The sequence below is a fragment of the Limnohabitans sp. genome (genome assembly GCF_044373035.1).
Classification (GTDB): domain Bacteria; phylum Pseudomonadota; class Gammaproteobacteria; order Burkholderiales; family Burkholderiaceae_C; genus Limnohabitans_A.
In genome coordinates this window covers 1-16,000 of the sequence record NZ_JBILQU010000070.1, presented here as the reverse complement: position 1 = coordinate 16,000, position 16,000 = coordinate 1, and the positions used below count along the sequence as shown (strand labels likewise).

Genomic DNA, 16,000 nt, shown 5'->3' with positions numbered 1-16,000 from the left:
GAGCGCTGCGGGCTGATGAAAGGGTAGCTTGCGCCACCGCTTGCAATGAAACTTGTCTTGGCTGGCTTTTAGCCGTGGTAGGCCGACTCGCCGTGCGATGCAATGTCCAGACCTTCGCGCTCTTCTTCTTCGGTGACACGCAGACCAATGGTCAGGTCAACAATCTTGAAGGCGACCACCGAGACCACACCCGACCAGACGATGGTCAGCAGCACGGCCTTGGCCTGTGTCCACACTTGCCCAGCGATGGAGTAAGCGTCGGGCGCGATCATGGCCACCGTGACCCAGTCGCCCACGGCGCTGGGGCCACCCAAAGCGGGCGAGTTGAACACGCCGGTCAACAAGGCGCCGACGATACCGCCCACACCGTGCACACCGAACACGTCCAGCGAGTCGTCTGCGCCGAGCATCTTTTTCAGACCGTTCACGCCCCACAGGCAAGCAAAGCCCGCAACGATGCCGATCACCAAACCACCGCCGATGCCGACGTTGCCTGCGGCTGGCGTGATGGCCACCAAACCGGCCACAGCACCCGAGGCCGCACCCAGCATGGAGGCTTTGCCGCGCATCATGGCTTCACCCACACACCAGGCCAGCACAGCACCGGCTGTGGCGACCAAGGTGTTGATGAAGGCCAGCGCTGCGAAACCGTTGGCTTCGAGAGCCGAGCCCGCGTTGAAGCCGAACCAACCCACCCACAGCAAGGACGCGCCCACCATGGTCAAGGTCAGGCTGTGGGGGGCCATGGCTTCACGGCCATAACCCACGCGCTTGCCGATCATGAAGGCACCGACCAAACCGGCCACAGCGGCGTTGATGTGCACCACGGTGCCGCCTGCGAAGTCCAGCGCACCCCACTGCCAGATCAAACCGGCTTTGCTGGTCATCTCATCGGCCACTTCTTTGGCGGTGTAAGCGTCAGGGCCCATCCAGAACCAGACCATGTGTGCAATGGGCAGGTAGCTGAAGGTGAACCACAGCACCATGAAGGCCAGCACGGCAGAGAACTTGATGCGCTCAGCGAATGCACCCACGATCAGCGCGCAAGTGATGCCTGCGAACGTGGCCTGGAAAGCGGCGAACGAGATTTCAGGAATGACCACCCCTTTGCTGAAGGTGGCTGCGTTGGCAAAGGTGCCTGCTGCGTTGTCCCAAATGCCTTTCATGAACAGGCGGTCAAAACCGCCGATGAAGGCATTGCCCTCGGTGAACGCCAGGCTGTAACCATAAATGAACCACAACACGGTGATCATCGAGAAGGTGACCACCACTTGCATCAGCACCGACAGCATGTTTTTGCTGCGCACCAAGCCGCCGTAGAACAGGGCCAGACCAGGAATGACCATCATGATCACCAAAATGGTGGCCACCATCATCCAGGCGGTGTCGCCCTTATTGGGCACAGGCGCAGGGGCGGCTTCGGCCGCAACGGGAGCTGCAGCAGCAGGCGCTGCAGGTGCCGGAGCTGCATCGGCCGGTTTGGCTTCTGCGGCAGGGGCCGTCACGGCAGCAGGGGCAGCGGTTTGTGCGGTGGCAACGGATGCCGTGCCGAACACACCGAGACCCAGACTCAGGCCCAAGGCCAGGGTAGCGAGAAACTTTTTCATTTTCGACTCTCTTTCTTGTCCATCAAAGGGCTTCGCCACCGGTTTCACCGGTACGGATGCGAATCACCTGTTCGAGGTCGTACACAAAAATCTTGCCGTCGCCGATCTTGCCGGTGCGGGCACCGGCTTCGATGGCTTCGATGACGCGCTCGACCAGCTCGTCAGACACGGCCGCTTCGATCTTCACCTTGGGCAAAAAGTCGACGACGTATTCAGCGCCACGGTACAGCTCGGTGTGGCCTTTTTGACGACCAAAGCCTTTGACTTCGGTCACAGTGATGCCCTGCACGCCGATGCCCGACAGTGCTTCACGCACTTCGTCCAGCTTGAAGGGTTTGATGATGGCGGTCACCAGTTTCATGATGGCTCCTTGTATGTTTATGCGGGGATCAGAAGGCGTATTTCAGGCCGCCTGTCACGCCGGACTTGCCGTTGAATTTGTTTTTAAGGGTGTAGAACACCTTGTCTGCATCAGTTCCCACCAGAGCAGCGCTGGCCGTCAAGCCATTACCCAAATCTTTGGTCAGCGTCAGGGCGTAGTCGGTGTATGTGCCGGCGTCATTGTTCTTGACCATTTGATGGCCCACATGCGGCACCAAAGTAAAACCATTGCCCAGGTCAAATGCAGCACTCAGGTCGAGGTAGTAGCTGTTTTTGCTGTTTGGGGTACCAAAGACGTTGGTGAGTGAGTGAGAGTACTTGGCCGTGACCAAGCCGAAAGTGGCAGCACCATAAACCTCACTGGTATTGGCGTTTGCAAACCCAGTGACTTCTCCAAGCTTGTTGCCCAGGTATTCATAGCGCAAGAAACCGACGTCATACGCAACAGCTCCCACAGCACCTTTGTAACCACCATACAAGTCCAGTTCGACGTTGCCTTTAGCCGCTCCGGAATCTTTGATGAACTTGATCGCAGAACCCCAAGCACCCACATAAAAACCGCTCTTGTCTGCGTAATCCACACCACCTTGCAGCGCTGGCTGTAAACGCGACTGGGAGATGCCACGGTAGCGGTAGTCGCTGACGGCGCCTACGTTGAAAGACAGACTGCTTTCGGGCGCTGCCGCCTGGGCTTGAGCCAAACCACTCACGGAACCCAAAGCCAAAGCGATGATTGAAGGAACGAGGATTTTTTTCATGAGGGACTCCAATAAATTGAACTAAAGACAAATCCCTTATGCAGGGAGCGTGCCAACCCTCTTCCATCGCTTTCTACAAGGGCATTCACCAGTGCTTTCTCGCTCTGTGCGTGGTTGAATGGCACTCAAACAAATCGCACGCATCACGTCTGTGTGCACGAACACACCATGCACCAGCATGGGGCAGGGAGGGGATATGAGTCTCAGTTTGGTGCACAGCCGCGCTTTGGTCGGCTTGCAGGCGCCGGCCGTCACCGTTGAGGTGCACTTGGCCAATGGTCTGCCCAGCTTCACGCTGGTGGGCCTGGCGGATGTCGAGGTCAAAGAAGCCCGCGAAAGGGTGCGCTCGGCTCTGCAAAACAGCGGGCTGGACTTTCCGCACAACCAGCGCATCACCGTCAACCTGGCTCCTGCCGACTTGCCCAAAGACTCCGGGCGTTTGGATTTGCCCATCGCACTGGGCATCTTGGCGGCCAGTGGACAGATTGACGCGAGCAAACTGGCGGGCTACGAGTTTGCTGGGGAGTTGTCGCTGTCGGGTGAGCTGCGTCCGGTGCGCGGCGCACTGGCCATGAGCCTGGTGCTGCGCCAACAGCAAGTGCGCACGCGGTTGGTGCTGCCCCCGGGCAGCGCCGAAGAAGCGGCCCTGGTGCCCGATGCCGAAGTGTTCAGGGCACGCCACCTGCTCGATGTGGTGCAACAGTTTTTACCACCCTCCAATGAGCCCCCACCCGAGCCCAGCGACGGCTGGGCGCGCTTCTCCCCCACCACGCCCAGTGCCCCGCCACTCTATGCCGATCTGGCCGATGTGAAAGGCCAGGCGGGGGTGAAGCGGGTGCTGGAGATCGCCGCTGCCGGAGGCCATTCGCTGCTCATGGTCGGCCCGCCGGGTTCGGGCAAGTCCATGCTGGCCCAGCGCTTTGCGGGTTTGCTGCCGCCCATGGCCATCGAAGACGCCTTGGAATCGGCGGCCATCGCCAGCCTGGCGGGGCGTTTTGACCTGGCGCGTTGGGCACAACGCCCCACGGGCCAGCCCCACCACTCGGCCAGCGCGGTGGCCTTGGTGGGGGGTGGCTCGCCCCCGCGCCCAGGCGAAATCTCATTGGCGCACCACGGCGTGCTGTTTCTGGACGAGCTGCCCGAATTTCCGCGTGCGGCGCTCGAAGCCCTGCGCGAACCGCTGGAGACGGGCACCATCACCATCGCCCGCGCCGCACGGCGTGCCGAATTTCCGGCGCGCTTTCAGTTGATCGCCGCCATGAACCCCTGCCCCTGCGGTTATCTGGGCAGCGCCACGCGGGCTTGCCGCTGCTCGCCCGACCAGGTCAGCCGCTACCAAGGCAAGCTGAGTGGCCCGCTGCTGGACCGCATCGACCTGCACATCGAAGTGCCCAGCCTGCCCGCACCCGATTTGCTGAATGCCCCACCCGGCGAAAGCACCGCAACGATTGCGGCGCGCAGCCTGGCCGCCCGCGAACGCGCCCTGGCCCGCCAAGGCTGCGCCAACGCCGACCTGCAAGGTCAGGCCATTGACACCCAATCACGCCTGGACGACAGCGCCACCGCCTTGCTGCAAAAAGCCGCCGTCAAACTCGGCTGGAGCGGCCGCAGCGTGCACCGCAGCCTCAAAGTCGCCCGCACCATCGCGGACCTGGCGGGCAGCGACACGATTGCCGCTGTGCATGTGGCCGAGGCGGTGCAGTACCGGCGGGTGCTCAAAGAACAGTGAGCCTTGCGGACCTTCACAAGCGCTTACAACTTCAGCGTCCTGCTGCGCTGCGCAGCCAGCCCACCCGAACCTGTCGCGCCCCCCGTCGGCTACGTTTCACCGCCCATCGGCTACGCAGCACCCCCGTCTGCACCGGTCAACGCCAGTTATTTTTGCGCTTCGGCCAGACAGTTCTACCCCTACACCGCCTACTGCCCTGAAGGCAGGCAGTTGGTCGTGCCTTCGCGCTGAGGGCTGGCCCATCACACCAAAGACAAGCCGCCGTCCATCATCAAGGTGTGCCCGGTGACCAGGCCCGAAGCCGACGAAGCCAAAAACATGACCGCGTGCACGATGTCTTCTTCGGTGCCGGTGCGCTTGAGCGGGATGCTTTGTGTCTTGGTGCGCACGTAATCCGGGTTGGCAAACAAATCCTTCGTCATGCCCGAGGGAATGGCGGTGGGGGCCAGCGCATTCACCCGCACCCACGGTGCCCACTCGACGGCCATCACCTTGGTCATGTGCGAAACGGCCGCTTTTTGAATGCCATAGGGCGTGCCCTTGCCCGAGACCACCACCCCGTTGACACTGCCAATGTTCACAATCGCACCGCCGCGTGCGCGCATCGGCTCGCCAAACACCTGGCAGCTGCGGTAAACACCGTTCAGGTTCACATCGGTCAACGTCATCCAGGTCTCTTCGTCACAACCGGCAAAGTCCGAGCGGATTTGCAAGCCATGCGCATTGACCAGCACATCCAGGACTTCGGTGAGCGCCACCTCGGCCTGCACCGCTTGCAGCGAAGCCCGATCGCGCACATCGGCCACACGGTGCGCAATTTGTGGGTGCTGCTCGCCGCTTTCAGCGGGCGACAGGTCCACACTCCAGACTTGCGCCCCCAAAGACGCAAAGCCTCGGCAAATGGCCGCGCCCAGGGTGCCGCGCCCGCCTGTCACCAGCACGCGGGCACCCACCAAATCGCGGTACGGGAACGCGTAATCGCCACTTGGCGCAAAGTTGCCCAAAGCCGCCATGGCTCAGTCCACCGTGGCGCCCGAGATCTTCACCCCCTCGGCCCACATCTCGATCTGGCGCATCACAAACTGGCGAAATTCATCTGGCTTGTTGCCCACCACGGTGCTGCCCAAGTCGTTCATCTTCTGCGCCACATCGGCTTGCTTGAGCGCGTCGGCCAAGTCCAGCGCCAGCTTGTCCACCACCGGTTTGGGTGTGCCCTTGGGCGCAAAGAAACCGGCCCAGGGCGCGGCGTTGAAATTGGCAAAACCTTGCTCTGCCACCGTTTTGTAGTCAGGCGCTCCAGGCGCCCGCTGCGGCGTGGTGATGGCGATCATCTTGAGCTTGCCCGCCTTCAAATGCTGCTGCACCGCTGGTAAACCCGTGACGCCCACCATCAAAGTGCCGCCCAGCAAGTCGGTGATCATGGGCGTGCTGCCCTTGTAAGGGATGTGGGTCAGTTGCACATTGGCCCTGGCTTTCAGGATTTCCATGCCCAGGTGCGAGGCCGTGCCATTGCCGTCCGAGCCGTATGAAAATTTTCCGGGTTCTTTCTTGAGCAAGGCGATCAGCTCGGGCAGGGTGTTGGCGGGCACCTGCGGGTTGACCACAATCGCGTTCGGGTAAATCGTGGCCTGCGTCAAGGGCTCGAAATCGTTCAGCGGGTGGTAGGGCATCTTCTTGTACAAGGAGATGTTGATCGAATGCGATCCGGTCACGCCCAACACGATGTTGTAGCCATCCGGTGCCGATTTGGCCACCAGGTCCGAGCCCACGTTACCACCCGCACCCGCCTTGTTGTCAATGACCACGGGCTGCCCCCACTTGGTGCTGAGTTTTTCGGCCACCACACGGGCCGTGATGTCGGTCGCGCCGCCGGGCGGGAAAGGCACCACGATGCGCACCGGCTTGTTCGGAAAGTCGGTGGTCTGCGCTGCCAAGGGTGCGGCCAGCCAGGCCGTGGCCAGCACGGCGGTCATGACAAGGGTTTTCTTCAACATGGGGTTTTCTCCTGAGGTGAATTCCAAAACGGAAAAGGGTGGGCGTCCAACGGGGCGTGCAGCAGCTGCGCGGCCCATTCAGCGGCTTTCGCGGCAGGCAAGCTGCCCTCACAGTAACTCATAAATTTGTCCGTCAACGCCTCTTCGGCGAAAGGCATTTGCGCATCCCCGGGCACGGCCGTCACTTCGTGTTCGTGCCGACTGCCGTCTTGGCAGGTGATCAACAACCGAGCGCCGCGCAGGCCCTGCTGCGTCCAGGGCGCATCTACTTGCACCTGCACCTTGGCCTCCAGCGCACGCAGAGCAGGGTCTTGAAACTGCGGTTCGCGGTAAATCCAAGGGTCCAGTCGCCCCCAGCGCAACATGGCGGCCAGACCAAAGCTGAGTGAAAACTGCGCCTGCAAAGGCGTTTGGGGCGCCCGGTTGCCACAGTAAATGGTGGCTTCCTCATAAATCTGCAGCACCACGGTGTCCACCCTGTCCAGATCGATCGCGGCGCGCAACGCATCGGCCGCCAATGCACCGTAATGCACATGGCGCACCGCCGCATAGGGCTTGAAATAGGCCTTCAGCAAATGAAAGTCTGGCCCATCGTCAAAAGCCACAGGCGATTTACCCAAACCAACGCGTGCGTATTCCGCTACCGAGCCGGCAGGCGCGGTGATGCCGCTGGCCACCGCCAGCGCGGCACTTTGCCCCAGTTGCGCCGCATGGCCCAGATAGGTGTTACGAGCGGTGTCGCCCGAGCGCACCGGCCAATACAAACTCATGGGCAACTGGCAAGCGGCCATGTTCACGGCCTGCACGATTTGGTCGGGCATCAGGCCCAGCGCATGGGCCACCGCAGCGGCTGCGCCCAAGGCTGGCCAGTTGCCGTCCACATGCATGCCCGGGTTGATGCGCAAGCTGGCCCCCATGCGGGCACCGATTTCATAACCCACCACAAATGATTTGAGAAATTGCCCGTAAGTCAATCGGGACGCCATGGGCAACAGCGCCGCCAAAGCCGCCACACCCGGACGGCCATGGGCACCGGCATGGCCCTCGCAAGCTTCGTCCCAGCAAGCGGCCATGGCCAGCACCAATGCAGCGTTTGCTGCAGACAGACCCGGGCCATCGGGCATCAGGCGAAAGTTGCCCGGATCTGCCGCCGCCGCGCGCCGCGCCAATTCCGCCACCGGCCCCGCGCGCAACCCCGCCGTGATGCAGCCCAGGGTGTCGAGCACCAGCCAACGGGCGTGGGTGTGCAACGCCGGGGGTGCGTCCAGATCGACCGCGTGCAAACGCTGCAGAACCGAGAGCAATTGAGCATCCATATCTTGTCCACTTTGCTTTCACTTTAATGCGGGATACCACCCGAATACCGCACCGACGCGACAGCTTTTCTGACCCGAAGCAACTCAGGCGTTGACCCAGTCTGTGGCTGGGGCACGATAATGAGACCATGCGGTATTCACCTCGCCATTCGATGAGAACTTTAGATTTGGGGCCCTTCAGCTTCTGGTTGTCGTTGCCCCAGCTCATCACCTGGGGCAGTGTTTTTTACACCTTCTCACTGTTGATGACGCCCCTGGAAGCCGAGCTGGGCATGAGCCGGGCCGAATCCTCGCTGGCTTTCAGCCTGGCACTGCTGGCCGAAGGTTTGATGGCCTATGGGGTGGGGCGCTGGATCGATGCGGGGCGCGAGCGTTGGGTCATGACGCTGGGTTCCTTGTGGATTGGCGTGGGCCTGGTGGGGCACAGTTTCGTCACCACGGTGGCGGGGTTTTATGCCGCCTGGATCTGGCTGGGCCTGGGCATGGCGGCCACGCTTTACACACCCGTGTTTGCGTTGGTCACACGCCGCTTTCCGCAGGACTTTCGGCGCGCCATCATCACACTCACCTTCTTGGGCGGGCTGGCCAGCACGGTGTTCATTCCGTTGTTTGCCTGGTGGATGGATTTGTGGGGTTGGCGCCAAGCCCTGTGGGCGCTGGCGGCGCTGCAGTTCTTGGTTTGCGCGCCACTGCATGCCTGGTTGCTGCAAGGCGCGCCGCTCAAGGCGCTCGAGTCCGCTGCGCATGACGCGGTGCAACCCGCCTCGGTGCGCGAACACCTGCGCCACGCGCCATTTTGGCTGTTGGCGCTGTTCATGGTGCTCACCATGTCGGTCACTGCGGCACTGCCCGCGCACATGATCGCCTTGCTGCAAGAGTCGGGCTTGTCCCCCACCTGGGTGATTGCCATCCCGGCGGCCATCGGGGTGATTCAAGTGCTGGGGCGCTTGGTGCTGTTTGTGTTTGAGCGTTATTGGGACGTTCACGCCGCCAACCGCTGGATTCCCACTTTGGTCCCGGCGGGCGTGCTGGCTTTGCTGATTGGCGGGCTCAGCCCACTCGCCTCGCTGGTGTTTGTGCTGCTGTACGGCCTGGGCAATGGCATGAACACCATCGTCAAGGGCACGGCCATGGCGCAGTACGTCAGCCGCCAACATGTCGGGCAGCTCAATGGTTTACTGGGTGTGCCGATTGCGCTGGCCCGCGCTGCTGCGCCCTTGACGCTGGGCCTGCTTTGGTCGCCAGAGCACGGCTACACCCTGGCGCTGTGGTGGCTGTTGCTGGCCAGTTTGCTGGGCACGGCCGCGTTGTGGGCAGCGCAAAGTTTTGCCCGCACGGCGCGTCACTGAAACCTGCATCGACGCGGCGTTATATCCATTTCGGCATATAAACCTAACTAAAAAATCGTTCCCATGTCTGAGGAGGCTGACCACAATCGCGCCATCTTCTGCTCTTCTCTTTCAGGAAACGACCCCATGAAACACTTCTGTGCTTTGGTCCTGGCCTTGTCGGCCGCCAGCTTCAGCGCCAACGCCCTGGCAGCTCAGCCCCTGCTCAGCCCTGCCGAGTTGCAAGCCAAGTTGTCCGACGCCAACGTGCGCGTGATCGATATCCGCGACCCCAAATCGTATGCCGCCAACCACATCCCTGGCGCGGTGAATGCGCCCTATGGCACCTGGCGCGGCCCGGCCAATAACCCCGGCGAGTTGCCTGGCCTGCCCAAGTTGACCACCTTGGTGCAAAGCCTGGGCCTCACGCCCAGCACCCACGCGGTGGTGGTGTCCAGCGGTGCAGACGCCACCGACTTCGGCGCTTCTGCTCGCGTCTACTGGACCCTCAAAGTGCTGGGCCTCAAAGAGCTGTCGGTGCTCAACGGCGGCGTTCGGGCTTGGACCACGGCGGGCCTGCCGCAAAACAACACGGCCGTGCAAGTCGCTGCCAGCAGCTTCCAGCCGCAAATCGACAAAAGCTTGGTGGCCACCAAAGAAGAGCTGGTGGCCCGCGTGAAGTCGGGCGATGCCGCCCTGATCGACGCCCGTCCGGCCGACTTCTTCAAGGGCGACACCCGCCATGTGGCGGCCAGCGTGCCTGGCACCTTGCAAGGCGCGGTGAACGTCGAGCACGACAAATGGTTTGCCCCCGGCACCTCCACCTTTGTGAGCACCGACCAAGCCCAAAAAGTGGCCGCGTCCAGCCCCATCGATCCGGCCAAAGAGACCGTGTCGTTTTGCAACACCGGCCACTGGGCGGCGACCAACTGGTTTGCCATGTCCGAAGTGCTGGGCCAGAAAAACGTGAAGCTTTACGCCGGCTCCATGGTCGAATGGTCGAAAGACCCCAACGGCCTGCCCATGGCCAACGTGCCCAGCCGCCCCAAGCAGCTCTTGATCGACGCCAAGTTCTGGGCTGAGAAAACCTTCAAATAAACTCGGATCATGAAACGCCTTCCTTTAGCGGCCTTGCTGGCCGCTTTTTTCATCTTTTTAGCCCTGTCCGTGTCCATCCGCCAGGCGGTGCTGATGCTGGTGGGCGTGGGCATGGGCGCGGCTTTGGCGGGGGCGCGCTTTGGCTTCACCACCGGCTGGCGACAACTCATTGAGCAGCGCAACCCCCAGGGCGTTGCCGGGCAGGTGCTGCTGCTGGCCCTGGCCAGCCTGGCGGCGCTGCCGCTGCTGGGGCAGTTTTCTGAATTGCAAGCCGCTTTGGGGCCACCCAGCGTGAGCTTGCTGGTGGGTGCGTTCGTGTTCGGGCTGACCATGCAAATTGCCGACGGCTGCGGTTCGGGCACTTTGTACAAAGCCGGTTTGGGCGTGCCCCTCAACATGGGCATCTTGCCGCTGTTTGCACTGGGCAGTTTTTTGGGATCGGTGCACCTGGACAGCTGGCTGTCGCTGGGCCAAATGGCCCCGGTCAGTTTTTCAGCCGCGTACGGCACAGGCGGCGCGCTGGCCCTGACGCTGGCTTTGCTGGCCGCCGTGCTGGTGGCGGTGCGCCTGTGGGTGGGCGCGGGCCAAACCTGGCTGGACAAACGCTGGCTTTGGGGTGCCGTGGCGCTGGCGGTGCTGGCCACACTCAACTTGCTGCTGGCGGGCCAGCCCTGGGGTGTGGTGTACGGCTTTGGCCTGTGGGCCGCCAAGGTGTCGGTGGCGCTGGGCGCTTTTGACCCCACGGCCAACGCCTTTTGGGGTCAGACGGGCAACGCACAACGCCTGACACAAACCGTGTTCATGGACGTGACCACCATCACCAACATCGGCATCTTGGGCGGTGCGCTGTGGGTTTCGGCCAAAGCCGCCTCCAACAGCACGCCTTTGACCACCCAGCAATGGGTGATTGGCCTGATTGCCGGTTTCGTCATGGGCTACAGCTCGCGCCTGGCGTTTGGTTGCAACATCGGCGCCATGCTCAGCGGCATTTCCACCGGCAGCTTGCACGGCTGGATCTGGGTGCCCCTGGCTTTTGCAGGCACGCTGATCGGTGTGCGCGTGCGCCGCCATTACCAATTTTGAAGGAGGCCGCATGAGCACCACGCACCAATTACAAGCGGTTTTCTGGCTCGGCCTGGCCGCCTTTTTGAGCTGGGACTTCATGGTCTCGGCCCCGGTGGACCTGCGCAACGAACCCCCGCTGATCGCGGCGGGTTCTGGCCAGGCCAGCAGTGGCGGGCATTGTTCGATGGCCAAGTGAGTGTGGGTCGGTTGGCACTACTTCGGCTTGCGACCCAAAGCGGCTCGGTCATATTTCCCGAGACGTCAACTTGTTTGCGTTAATAGCGACCCGCCGTGCACCAGCCAGGAAACGGCCATTACCCGAAATCTAAAGCAATGACTTGTTCAAAGCGGCAGCACTGAAACCTGTTTGATATCCCGCAACACGATGCTCGAACGCACATGCGCCACTGCGGGCAGCTTAAACAAAGTTTTCATCAGGAAGTGTTCATACGCCTCGATATCTTGCGCCATGATGGTCAACACATAGTCTGATTGGCCCGTGGTGGAATAACAGTGCACGATGTGAGGCGAAGCCTGCACAGCCGCCTCAAATTCGGCCACTGTTTTTTCAGTGTGCTGGGATAGGTTGATATCGGCCATCACCATCAAATTCAGCCCTACCTTTTTGCGGTCCACCTGAACGGTGTAGCCGGTGATGACGCCTTGGCTCTCCATCTCCTTGATGCGTTTCCAGCATGGCGTGGTGGACAGACCTACCCGCTCTGAGATTTGCTGCACGGTCATACGCGAATCCTGTAGCAAGGATTCGAGGATTTTCAAGCTATAAACGTCTTTCATTCTTTAATTGTATTGATTTTGAGAATTTCATTCTCACTTGGATGCTGGAACGGTCTGAATAAGGTTTTTATTCGCAAATAGAGGGTCTATTCTTGCTCCACAAATACGGAGGCACCCATGATCAACAACCCCCTGACCCATGCCGCCAATCCTGCGGTTTTGCGCGATTACCAGCTCATGGACAACGTCTGGGCGTCGCAGGGTGTGGTCTTTTTGTCGGGCACGCAGGCGCTGGTGCGGTTGGTGCTGATGCAGCGCCGTTACGACGAAAGCCAGCAATGGAACACCCGAGGTTTCATCAGCGGCTACAGGGGCTCGCCACTGGGCATGGTTGATCAGGTCATCTGGAAACAAGGTGAACAGTTCAAGAATGCGGGTATCGAGTTTGTGCCTGCCATCAACGAAGAGCTGGGAGCCACTCAGGTGCTGGGGACGCAGCGCGTGGAATCCGACCCAGAGCGCACGGTCGATGGTGTATTCGGTCTGTGGTACGGCAAAGGCCCGGGGGTGGACCGCGCAGGGGATGCTCTCAAACACGGCAACGCCTACGGCTCGTCACCGCACGGTGGTGTGTTGGTGGTGGCGGGCGATGACCATGGCTGCGTGTCCTCGTCCATGCCGCATCAGAGCGACCAGGTGTTTCAATCGTGGCACATGCCAGTGGTCTCGCCAGCTGATGTCACGGAGCTGGTGAGCTTTGGCTTGTATGGCTTTGCCTTATCACGTTATTCGGGTGCCTGGGTGGGCCTGACCGCGTTGTCAGAAGTGGTGGAAAGCAGCACAACGGTGGATCTGGACGCCATCAACGCGCAGCTGGGTCTTTGGAAGCGACCACAAGAAGTACAAGACCTGACGGGACATGTTGCACCTGCCGATGGCCTGCATTACCGCTGGCCTGATTTGCCGTCTTTGCGTCTCGAATCGCGCCTACACGACAAGCTGAGCGCGGTGGTCGCCTTCGCACAAGTGAACAGCATTGACCGCCAGGTGATCGTCAGCCCGCAGGCCCACATTGGTATTGTCACAGCGGGCAAGGCCCACCATGATTTGATGGAAGTGTTCCGGCGATTGGGCCTGAGCGAAGCCTCACTGGCTGCTGCTGGTGTACGCGTGATCAAGTTAGGCTTGACCTTCCCGATCGAAACCACCCGTATGCATGCCTTTGCACAAGGCCTTAGGGAGATTCTGGTGATCGAAGAAAAAGCGCCCATCGTCGAGCAACAATTGCGCGATCTGTTTTACAACGCGCCTTCGCGGCCTGTCATCGTGGGCAAACGCGATGCACAAGGTCAGGCGCTCTTGTCAGCGTTGGGCGAATTGCGCCCCTCTCGTCTGATCGTGCAAGTGGCTGACTGGTTACAACAGCACACGTTAGTGGCGCTGAATATTTCGCATCTGAAGGTGCTCGACTTCGTGCCCGCAGACATGCTGAGTAACGCCAGCGATGCGGTCAAGCGGCTGCCATACTTTTGTGCTGGCTGCCCACACAACACATCAACAAAAGTGCCCGAAGGCTCCACCGCGCGCGCAGGCATTGGCTGCCACTTCATGGCCAACTGGATGGAACGCGACACCGCTGGCCTGATCCAGATGGGAGGCGAAGGTGTGGACTGGGTCTCGCACTCGCGCTTTACTCGCACGCCGCATGTCTTCCAGAATCTGGGCGACGGTACGTATTACCACTCGGGCTACCTCGCCATTCGGCAAGCGGTTGCGGCCAAGTGCCGCATCACATACAAAATTTTGTTCAACGATGCGGTGGCGATGACAGGCGGGCAACCCGTCGATGGTGTCATCAGCGTAGATGCCATTGCGCGCCAGGTTGAGAGCGAAGGCGTTGCGGCGGTGGCGATCGTGAGCGATGACATCACAAAATTTAACGCCGTCAAAAGCCGTTTTCCGTCAATCGCCACATTTCATCCGCGTGAAGAATTGGACATGGTACAACGCAATTTGCGCGAATTGACGGGTGTTTCAGTGCTGATTTATGAGCAGACCTGCGCCGCCGAAAAACGTCGACGCCGCAAGAAAGGTGAGCTGAGCGATCCAGCGCGTCGCCTGATGATCCACGAAGGGGTATGTGAAGGCTGTGGTGACTGCGGTGTGCAAAGCAATTGCGTAGCTGTGCTGCCGCAGGAGACGCCATGGGGTCGCAAGCGCAAGATCGACCAGACGCATTGCAACAAGGATTACTCTTGTGCCAATGGTTTTTGCCCGAGTTTTGTCAGCGTGATCGGTGGTCGTTTGCGTCGCAAGACGGGCGCATCACCGCAGGCGCGACAGCAGTTCATGGCACACGCTGCACGCTTGCCTGACATCCATCCTCGCAGCACCGATAGCCCCTGGGACTTGCTGATCACTGGCGTGGGCGGCACCGGCGTGGTGACGGTGGGCGCAGTCATTGCCATGGCAGCGCACCTGCAAGGGCAGCACGCCAGCGTGCTTGACTTCATGGGCTTTGCCCAAAAAGGTGGCTCTGTGCTCAGTTTTGTACGCATAGCTCCCACACGAGAACTGCTCAACCAAGTGCGCATCGATACCCAACAAGCGGATGCCTTGCTGGCATGCGATGCGGTGGTGGCTGCTACTCCTGAAGCACTTCAAACGATTCGCCATGGGCGTACACGCGTGCTGGTGAATGTGCATGAAACACCTGTTGCCGATGCTGTGCGCAACCCGGATGCGCAAGTGCAAACCAACTTGTTGGTAGAAAAAATACGCTTTTCTGCAGGCAATGCGCAGGTAGAAACCTTTGATGCTCAGGCACTGGCTGAGCAGGTACTGGGCGACACACTGGCCGCCAACATCTTGGCAATGGGTTATGCCTGGCAGCGTGGGCTAGTGCCTGTCAGCTTGGCGGCGCTGGAGCAGGCCATCCGTTTGAACAACGTCGCCGTGGAAGCCAACTTACTGGCCTTCACCGTTGGTCGACTGGCCGCTGCAGATCCCATGGCATTGAGCGTGTCCGCGACAGCAAATCCCACACAAGAAGACCTGCACAGCTACATCGAACAGGCCAGCCACCATCTAGCGGCCTATCAGAACGATGGCTGGGCTCAACGCTACACACGCTTGATGAATGATGTTCATCGGGCCATACAAGCAGCCGGCTTGTCAGATGACACCTTGAGCATGACGGTGGCGCGTAGCCTGCACAAATTGATGAGCTACAAGGATGAATACGAAGTTGCCAGGTTGTTCAGTGACAAGGCCTTCCAAGCGCAACTCGATGCGCAGTTTGAGGGCGATTACCGGCTGGCCTTTCACATGTCACCGCCCGCGCTGTTTAAAGAATCAGATGGAAAAGCACCACGCAAAGTCACCTTGGGTGCCTGGATGCGCCCAGTGTTGGGGCTTCTGGCCAAGGCAAAGGTGTTGCGCGGCACGATATGGGACCCGTTTGGCTACACGCACGAGCGGCGCATGGAACGTCATCTGATTGATGCCCAAATCCAACTGGTGCAAGAGTTGTTGCCCTTGGTCAACACAAAAAATCAAGCGTTGATGCGCGACATCATGGCGCTGCCGCTGTCCATGCGAGGCTTTGGCCATGTGAAGGCCCGCAACGTGCGCGCCGCCCAAAGCCGTCAAGCTTGGCTGCTTCACCGGATCGATCCGACGCGTTACCCGCGTCCGCGGGACGACAATGGTTTGCAGCAATTGCGGGGAGTTCCGATCCGAAGCGTTTGAGTTTCATCGCCCAAACTCGGCGCTGGTCGTCGAGACGAAATGTCCTGGCAAAAGCGTTGATGGCCCCTCTTGGCCGGTCACAGTAGATCCATTACAGCGATTGCGATGCCGCCATTGTCAAATGACCGCCTCAACCGATTTTGATTGAGCAGTGCCAGAGCCCCTCAACCCGCACAGACCCTTTTTTTCTGTCATCGGGCTGATCATCGGTTTGCATATCGCCATCTCAACCGACC

The 16,000-nt window shown here is 60.5% G+C and carries 14 protein-coding genes; 7 read left to right on the top strand and 7 right to left on the bottom strand.

What is annotated here, in order from left to right; genetic code table 11:
• Positions 1-68: 68 nt before the first annotated feature.
• The 3 genes from ACIQ47_RS10930 to ACIQ47_RS10920 are packed head-to-tail and all read right to left on the bottom strand — an operon-like array spanning position 69 to position 2,746.
• Positions 69-1,607, bottom strand: coding sequence for an ammonium transporter (locus ACIQ47_RS10930; protein WP_396438151.1), 1,539 nt, complete (start codon positions 1,605-1,607; stop codon positions 69-71).
• Positions 1,608-1,629: 22 nt separating this feature from the next.
• The gene (gene glnK, locus ACIQ47_RS10925; RefSeq protein ID WP_396438150.1) at positions 1,630-1,968 is read right to left on the bottom strand and encodes a P-II family nitrogen regulator; all 339 of its coding nucleotides are present in this window, start codon (positions 1,966-1,968) and stop codon (positions 1,630-1,632) included.
• A gap of 28 nt (positions 1,969-1,996) precedes the next feature.
• The gene (locus ACIQ47_RS10920) at positions 1,997-2,746 is read right to left on the bottom strand and encodes a TorF family putative porin (RefSeq protein ID WP_396438149.1); all 750 of its coding nucleotides are present in this window, start codon (positions 2,744-2,746) and stop codon (positions 1,997-1,999) included.
• A 196-nt stretch (positions 2,747-2,942) separates the two neighbouring features.
• On the opposite strand from ACIQ47_RS10920, the gene ACIQ47_RS10915 reads away from it, so the two are divergent.
• Both ACIQ47_RS10915 and ACIQ47_RS10910 read left to right on the top strand, forming a co-directional pair.
• Positions 2,943-4,475: a YifB family Mg chelatase-like AAA ATPase gene (locus tag ACIQ47_RS10915; RefSeq protein ID WP_396438148.1), complete on the top strand. Its 1,533-nt coding sequence runs from the start codon at positions 2,943-2,945 to the stop codon at positions 4,473-4,475.
• A gap of 3 nt (positions 4,476-4,478) precedes the next feature.
• Positions 4,479-4,706 carry a hypothetical protein gene (locus ACIQ47_RS10910; protein WP_396438147.1) on the top strand — a complete coding sequence of 76 codons (228 nt, stop codon included), beginning with the start codon at positions 4,479-4,481 and terminating at the stop codon, positions 4,704-4,706.
• Positions 4,707-4,717: 11 nt separating this feature from the next.
• Here ACIQ47_RS10910 and ACIQ47_RS10905 read toward each other — a convergent pair whose 3' ends face one another.
• From ACIQ47_RS10905 to ACIQ47_RS10895, 3 genes are read right to left on the bottom strand one after another with little or no spacing between them, the layout of a single operon-like run.
• Complete coding sequence (locus ACIQ47_RS10905; protein ID WP_396438146.1) at positions 4,718-5,488, bottom strand: SDR family NAD(P)-dependent oxidoreductase; 771 nt, start codon at positions 5,486-5,488, stop codon at positions 4,718-4,720.
• Between the two features lie 3 nt (positions 5,489-5,491).
• A complete protein-coding gene (locus ACIQ47_RS10900; protein ID WP_396438145.1) occupies positions 5,492-6,469 on the bottom strand; it encodes a Bug family tripartite tricarboxylate transporter substrate binding protein in 978 nt (325 codons plus the stop codon).
• On the bottom strand, positions 6,463-7,785 hold the full coding sequence (locus tag ACIQ47_RS10895) for an MmgE/PrpD family protein (RefSeq protein ID WP_396438144.1): 1,323 nt from the start codon (positions 7,783-7,785) through the stop codon (positions 6,463-6,465). The genes ACIQ47_RS10900 and ACIQ47_RS10895 overlap by 7 nt, the downstream gene beginning before the upstream one ends.
• A 152-nt stretch (positions 7,786-7,937) precedes the next feature.
• On the opposite strand from ACIQ47_RS10895, the gene ACIQ47_RS10890 reads away from it, so the two are divergent.
• The 4 genes from ACIQ47_RS10890 to ACIQ47_RS10875 all read left to right on the top strand — a co-directional run bounded on the left by ACIQ47_RS10890 (position 7,938) and on the right by ACIQ47_RS10875 (position 11,472).
• Positions 7,938-9,134, top strand: coding sequence for an MFS transporter (locus ACIQ47_RS10890; protein WP_396438143.1), 1,197 nt, complete (start codon positions 7,938-7,940; stop codon positions 9,132-9,134).
• Between the two features lie 126 nt (positions 9,135-9,260).
• The gene (locus ACIQ47_RS10885) at positions 9,261-10,211 is read left to right on the top strand and encodes a sulfurtransferase (RefSeq protein ID WP_296293367.1); all 951 of its coding nucleotides are present in this window, start codon (positions 9,261-9,263) and stop codon (positions 10,209-10,211) included.
• A gap of 9 nt (positions 10,212-10,220) precedes the next feature.
• Positions 10,221-11,294 (top strand): YeeE/YedE thiosulfate transporter family protein, encoded by a 1,074-nt coding sequence (locus ACIQ47_RS10880; protein WP_396438142.1) that lies wholly within the window; start codon positions 10,221-10,223, stop codon positions 11,292-11,294.
• A 10-nt stretch (positions 11,295-11,304) separates the two neighbouring features.
• Positions 11,305-11,472, top strand: coding sequence for a hypothetical protein (locus ACIQ47_RS10875; RefSeq protein WP_396438141.1), 168 nt, complete (start codon positions 11,305-11,307; stop codon positions 11,470-11,472).
• 146 nt (positions 11,473-11,618) lie between these two features.
• Here the strand turns inward: ACIQ47_RS10875 and ACIQ47_RS10870 are convergent, their stop codons facing one another.
• The gene (locus ACIQ47_RS10870) at positions 11,619-12,074 is read right to left on the bottom strand and encodes an Lrp/AsnC family transcriptional regulator (RefSeq protein WP_296293364.1); all 456 of its coding nucleotides are present in this window, start codon (positions 12,072-12,074) and stop codon (positions 11,619-11,621) included.
• 117 nt (positions 12,075-12,191) lie between these two features.
• On the opposite strand from ACIQ47_RS10870, the gene ACIQ47_RS10865 reads away from it, so the two are divergent.
• Complete coding sequence (locus ACIQ47_RS10865; protein WP_396438140.1) at positions 12,192-15,764, top strand: indolepyruvate ferredoxin oxidoreductase family protein; 3,573 nt, start codon at positions 12,192-12,194, stop codon at positions 15,762-15,764.
• Positions 15,765-16,000: the final 236 nt, after the last annotated feature.

Bases quoted from the DNA above. Each gene is read 5' to 3' on its own strand.
- ACIQ47_RS10930 (WP_396438151.1), bottom strand. From the start codon at position 1,607: ATGAAAAAGTTTCTCGCTACCCTGGCCTTGGGCCTGAGTCTGGGTCTC.
- glnK (WP_396438150.1), bottom strand. From the start codon at position 1,968: ATGAAACTGGTGACCGCCATCATCAAACCCTTCAAGCTGGACGAAGTG.
- ACIQ47_RS10920 (WP_396438149.1), bottom strand. From the start codon at position 2,746: ATGAAAAAAATCCTCGTTCCTTCAATCATCGCTTTGGCTTTGGGTTCC.
- ACIQ47_RS10915 (WP_396438148.1), top strand. From the start codon at position 2,943: ATGAGTCTCAGTTTGGTGCACAGCCGCGCTTTGGTCGGCTTGCAGGCG.
- ACIQ47_RS10905 (WP_396438146.1), bottom strand. From the start codon at position 5,488: ATGGCGGCTTTGGGCAACTTTGCGCCAAGTGGCGATTACGCGTTCCCG.
- ACIQ47_RS10900 (WP_396438145.1), bottom strand. From the start codon at position 6,469: ATGTTGAAGAAAACCCTTGTCATGACCGCCGTGCTGGCCACGGCCTGG.
- ACIQ47_RS10895 (WP_396438144.1), bottom strand. From the start codon at position 7,785: ATGGATGCTCAATTGCTCTCGGTTCTGCAGCGTTTGCACGCGGTCGAT.
- ACIQ47_RS10890 (WP_396438143.1), top strand. From the start codon at position 7,938: ATGAGAACTTTAGATTTGGGGCCCTTCAGCTTCTGGTTGTCGTTGCCC.
- ACIQ47_RS10885 (WP_296293367.1), top strand. From the start codon at position 9,261: ATGAAACACTTCTGTGCTTTGGTCCTGGCCTTGTCGGCCGCCAGCTTC.
- ACIQ47_RS10880 (WP_396438142.1), top strand. From the start codon at position 10,221: ATGAAACGCCTTCCTTTAGCGGCCTTGCTGGCCGCTTTTTTCATCTTT.
- ACIQ47_RS10875 (WP_396438141.1), top strand. From the start codon at position 11,305: ATGAGCACCACGCACCAATTACAAGCGGTTTTCTGGCTCGGCCTGGCC.
- ACIQ47_RS10870 (WP_296293364.1), bottom strand. From the start codon at position 12,074: ATGAAAGACGTTTATAGCTTGAAAATCCTCGAATCCTTGCTACAGGAT.
- ACIQ47_RS10865 (WP_396438140.1), top strand. From the start codon at position 12,192: ATGATCAACAACCCCCTGACCCATGCCGCCAATCCTGCGGTTTTGCGC.